Origin of the sequence: Myxococcus sp. CA039A (assembly GCF_013336645.1) — a bacterium.
Taxonomy (GTDB): domain Bacteria; phylum Myxococcota; class Myxococcia; order Myxococcales; family Myxococcaceae; genus Myxococcus; species Myxococcus llanfairpwllgwyngyllgogerychwyrndrobwllllantysiliogogogochensis.
This window is the reverse complement of record NZ_JABUMQ010000766.1, coordinates 1-455: the sequence shown is the minus strand read 5'-3', so window position 1 is coordinate 455 and position 455 is coordinate 1. Positions and strand designations below refer to the sequence as shown.

Below are 455 nucleotides of genomic sequence, written 5' to 3'. Positions count from 1 at the left end.
ACCCTGAGCGGCAAAAACGTATGGAGCTACTCGCGCACGGACGCCCCGCTGTGTGCCGCGATGGGCGGGTGGAACAACGTGAACATGGTGTTCCGCACGGAGCGTGGCTGCGGTGATGTGGTGGCGCTGCAGGCGTCGGATGGCACCTACCAGCGCACCCGCAGTTCCAATGCCGCTGAGCAGGTGCTGCCGGTGCGCTCGAATGACCGCGTGGGCATTTTGAGCGCTGATCGCGTGGAGCTGTGGCGCTCTGACCTGGTGCGGACCGTGGAGTTCGGGCATGTGGAGGCGCCGCAGGAAGCAGACCAGCAGCCCGAAATTGGCCAAGACTGCGCCATGAATTCCGCCCTCACCCGGACCGAGCTGCTGGCCACCGTGCAGACGTGTGGCGCGGAGGCACAGTTAAGTCTGCAGAAGGTTACCCCGGAGGATTCCCGCGAGCCGGAGATGCACGC

The 455-nt window shown here is 65.5% G+C and carries 1 protein-coding gene; it reads left to right on the top strand.

The genetic code is table 11. The features are described from left to right. The coding region (locus HR086_RS47485) for a hypothetical protein (RefSeq protein WP_217442261.1) at positions 1–455 on the top strand (455 nt) is incomplete at both ends.